Source organism: Frankia sp. CeCAU1, from assembly GCF_977971845.1.
Genome location: NZ_CDWWXA010000107.1, coordinates 1 through 3989, shown reverse-complemented (window position 1 = coordinate 3989; position 3989 = coordinate 1). Strand labels below are relative to the sequence as shown.

General features: G+C 70.8%; 3 protein-coding genes. 1 reads left to right on the top strand and 2 read right to left on the bottom strand.

Features of this window, described 5'->3' with window-relative positions:
- Nucleotides 1-115: 115 nt before the first annotated feature.
- Both AC08OO_RS17155 and murC read right to left on the bottom strand, forming a co-directional pair.
- Complete coding sequence (locus AC08OO_RS17155; RefSeq protein WP_476607082.1) at nt 116-565, bottom strand: nitroreductase family deazaflavin-dependent oxidoreductase; 450 nt, start codon at nt 563-565, stop codon at nt 116-118.
- 358 nt (nt 566-923) lie between these two features.
- On the bottom strand, nt 924-2432 hold the full coding sequence (gene murC / locus AC08OO_RS17150; protein ID WP_476610708.1) for a UDP-N-acetylmuramate--L-alanine ligase: 1509 nt from the start codon (nt 2430-2432) through the stop codon (nt 924-926).
- A gap of 435 nt (nt 2433-2867) precedes the next feature.
- On the opposite strand from murC, the gene ftsZ reads away from it, so the two are divergent.
- The coding region (gene ftsZ, locus AC08OO_RS17145; protein WP_476618759.1) for a cell division protein FtsZ at nt 2868-3989 on the top strand (1122 nt) is incomplete at its 3' end.

Genomic DNA, 3989 nt, shown 5'->3' with positions numbered 1-3989 from the left:
ACCCGGCGGCGATCCCGCCCGCGGCACGCGGCTCTCTGAGCGCCCCGCCGTCCCCGGCCGCCCCGCCGTCCCCGGTCGTTGGACAGCCAGGGGGGTGTCCAACACTGGCCGGTTGTCACAGCGTGACCAGCACGACCACCGGGATCTCCCGTTCCACCTGCTCCTGGTGGCCGCGGATCCCCGGCATCGTCTCGACCAGTGCCTCGTAGAGCCGCTGCCGCTCGTCCCCGGTGGCGGTCGACGCCTCGGCCTCGAACCGGTCGGTGCCGAGCTCCACCACGACCTTCGGCTCGGCCGTCAGGTTCTGGTACCAGTCCGGATGCCGCGGGGCGGCTATGTTGGACGCGAAGACGACGATGCGGCCGGGACCGCCGTCCATGACGTACCCCAGCGGGGTGGTGTGCTCCTTCCCGCTGCGCCGCCCGGTCGTCGTCACGAGCACCAGCCTGGAACCGGGCAGCGTCTTCTCCAACGCGCCGCCAGTCGCCCGGTACTCGGCGATCACGGTCTGATTGACCGCCCTGACGTCGAAGCCAGGTCTGCGCGGGTCCTGCGTGTCGGCCATCGTCTCGATCCTCACCTGATCGCCGCCGGCCATGCCGGCGGGGCGTGTTGCGGCAGTCAACCATCGACGCCGGGCAACAGCCGGCAGGATCATCGCCCGGGACGTCGCGTCGGCGTTACGGGTCCGCGGCGCGGCGCCGCTTTCACGCCGGGGAGGAGACGCCGTCTCACGGGCATCGGATGGCACTTCTTTGTACGAGAGAATTGAAGCCCTTCTTGTTTTCGACGGTACCCCACCGCGGTACCCCACCGCCGTTCGGACGGCCGTGGGGGAGTACCCGTCGCGGCGTTGGCCGGCCAGGCGGGCCAGGCGGGCCAGGCGGGCCAGGCGGGTGGGAATCCCCGCCGGAGGGAGGGGGTCAACCGGCCGTCGCGAAGCCCAGGGCGGCCAGCAGCCGGGGACCGACCGTGGTGATCGTTCCCGCTCCGAGCGTGAGCAGCAGAATCCCCCGCGACGCCTCGTCGCTCAGGGCGGCGCGGACGTCCGTGGCGAGTCGTTCGACGAGCTCGGGCCAGGACACGTAGTACGTCGCCGCCGGCTCGCTCACCCGCTTGACTAGGTCGACGGCATGCAGACCGAGGTCGTCGGTCTCGCGGGCGGCATAGATGTCGGTGACGTACACCCGGTCGGCGTCGCTGAACGCGGCCGCGAAGTCGTCCAGTAGCGCGGCGAACCGACTGAACGTATGTGGCTGGAGTACCGTCCAGATCTGCCGTCCCCGAGCCCGCGAACGGGCTGCGGCGAGCGTCAGACGGACCTCCGTCGGATGATGCGCGTAGTCGTCGATCACCTCCAGGCTGCCCGGACCTCCGGCGGGTCCGACGCCGGTGCTGTCGGCGGGGCCGTTCCAGAAGCCCACGAACTCGAACCGTCGGGCCGCGCCGGTGAAGGTCGTCAGGGTGGTGAGGGTCTGGGCGGGAGCGACTCCCAGCTCGGTGGCGGTGGCGAGGACCGCGAGCGCGTTCAGCACCGAGTGCCGGCCGGGTACCGTCAGGGTCAGCGCACCGATCTCCTGACCGGCCCGCAGGACGGTCGCCCTGGTCATGTCGTCCCCCGCGGTGGTGACGACGTCGACGGCGCGCCAGTGGCGTTCGGCACCGAAGCCGTAGTCGATCACCGCGACGTCATTCACCGCGACGTCACTGCCGGGCCGCTGGCGACCCAGCTCGGTGAGGACGGCGACCACCCCGGGATGATCCCCGCAGACGACCAGTCGTCCACCCGGCCGGACCCGTCGGGCGAACGCGGCGAAGGCCGTCCGGACCGATGCCTCGTCAGGGAAGACGTCGGGGTGCTCCCACTCGACGTTGGTGATGACGGCGATGCTCGGGTCGAGGCCCGCGAAGGCGCCGCCGTACTCGTCGGACTCCAGGACGAAGACGTCGCCGGAGCCGGCCAGCGCGTTCCCTCCCAGCTGTGACACCTCCGCGCCGATGACCGCCGTGGGATCCAGCCCGGCGGCACGCAGGACCAGGGTGAGCATAGCCGAGGTGGTCGACTTGCCGTGCGAACCGGCGACGGCGACCAGCCGGTAGCCGGCGGTGAGCTCCGGTAGCCATTCCGAACGGCGGCGCACGGGCAGACCGAGCGCGCGGGCGGCGACGATCTCCGGATGGTCGTCGGGCAGCGCGCTGGACGCGACCACGACATCCGCACCGGCGAGCTCGGCGGCGAAGGCGGCCGGACCGGGCGTGGCCCCGATCCGGATCGGTACCCCCCGTGCGCGTAGGGTCGCCACCCGGGGCGAGTCTTCGGAGTCACTGCCGCTCACCGTCCCGCCGCCCGCGAGATGGATCTGGGCCAGCGGAGACAGGCCGCTGCCTCCGATGCCGAGGAAATGGACGTGCTGGGTGCGCTGACCGGTCACGGGAGGCAGTACACCATCATCGGCCCCGGTGGTGGTGAGGTCTCTTGATCCGTGGCACGGCCAGGCGTCGGGATCCGTACATTGATCGGGGTCCGTACATTGAGACGAAGCCCTCGTCGGCTGCGCCGGGAAGGTCGCCGGAGGCGAGTCACGGTTACCACAGACCCCTTCCGGGGCGGGGGTCCCCGCATGGTGGCGAAGCCACCATGCGGGGAAAGTCGTGACGCGCCGACAGCGTCCTTGACCACCGCCGAAGCCGTGCCTACTGTCCGATCCACAGTCGGAAGTTGACATAACTGTAACCGTCTAGCTGACGGTGAAGGTTGAGGCTTCGACTGCTTTCCTCGCTCGCCGCGCGGCTCCGCCTTCCCGCGGCGGCGCAGGGGCGGGGTAACCCCCGTCCGACCACCGACGCCGCTGGAGGACCGACACCGCATGGCTGCCCCACAGAACTATCTCGCGGTCATCAAGGTCGTCGGGATCGGTGGTGGTGGCGTCAACGCCGTCAACCGGATGATCGAAGTCGGTCTCAAGGGCGTCGAGTTCATCGCCATCAACACCGATGCCCAGGCCCTGCTCATGAGCGACGCCGACGTGAAACTCGATGTCGGCCGTGAGCTCACCCGAGGACTCGGCGCCGGAGCCGACCCCGAGGTCGGCCGCCAGGCTGCCGAGGATCACCGGGAGGAGATCGAGGAGGTCCTCAAGGGGGCCGACATGGTCTTCGTCACCGCGGGTGAGGGTGGTGGCACGGGTACCGGCGGTGCGCCGGTCGTCGCGAACGTCGCCCGCTCCCTCGGAGCACTCACCATCGGTGTGGTCACCCGGCCGTTCACCTTCGAGGGTCGGCGCCGGGCCACCCAGGCCGACACCGGTATCGACACTTTGCGTAATGAGGTCGACACCCTCATCGTCATCCCGAACGACCGTCTGCTGGCGATGACGGACCGGGACATCAGCGTTCTCGACGCCTTCCGCAGCGCCGACCAGGTGCTGCTCTCCGGTGTCCAGGGCATCACCGACCTGATCACCACGCCCGGCCTGATCAACCTGGACTTCGCCGACGTCAAGACGGTCATGTCCCATGCCGGCAGTGCCCTGATGGGCATCGGACGGGCCCGCGGCGACGACCGGGCCACCGTCGCCGCCGAACAGGCCATCGCGTCCCCCCTGCTCGAGGCGAGTATGGACGGGGCTCAGGGGGTGCTGCTCAACATCTCGGGTGGGTCGGACCTCGGCCTGTTCGAGATCAACGCGGCCGCCGAACTGGTCGCCGACGCGGCCCACCCGGAAGCGAACATCATCTTCGGTGCGGTCATCGACGACGCACTCGGGGACGAGGTGCGGGTGACGGTCATCGCCGCCGGCTTCGACACCGTCCAGGACCGGCGGACCCGCACCCTCAACGCGGCGGGGCAGCGGCGCCCGCCGGGGCCGGCAGGCGGGTCGGCTGCCGGGCCGCCGACGGTGGCCGCCCCGGCCACCTCGCCCGCGACAACGATCCTGCCGCCGCTGCCGGCGATCTCCACAGTCCCGTCTCGGACGCCGCCCGCCGCC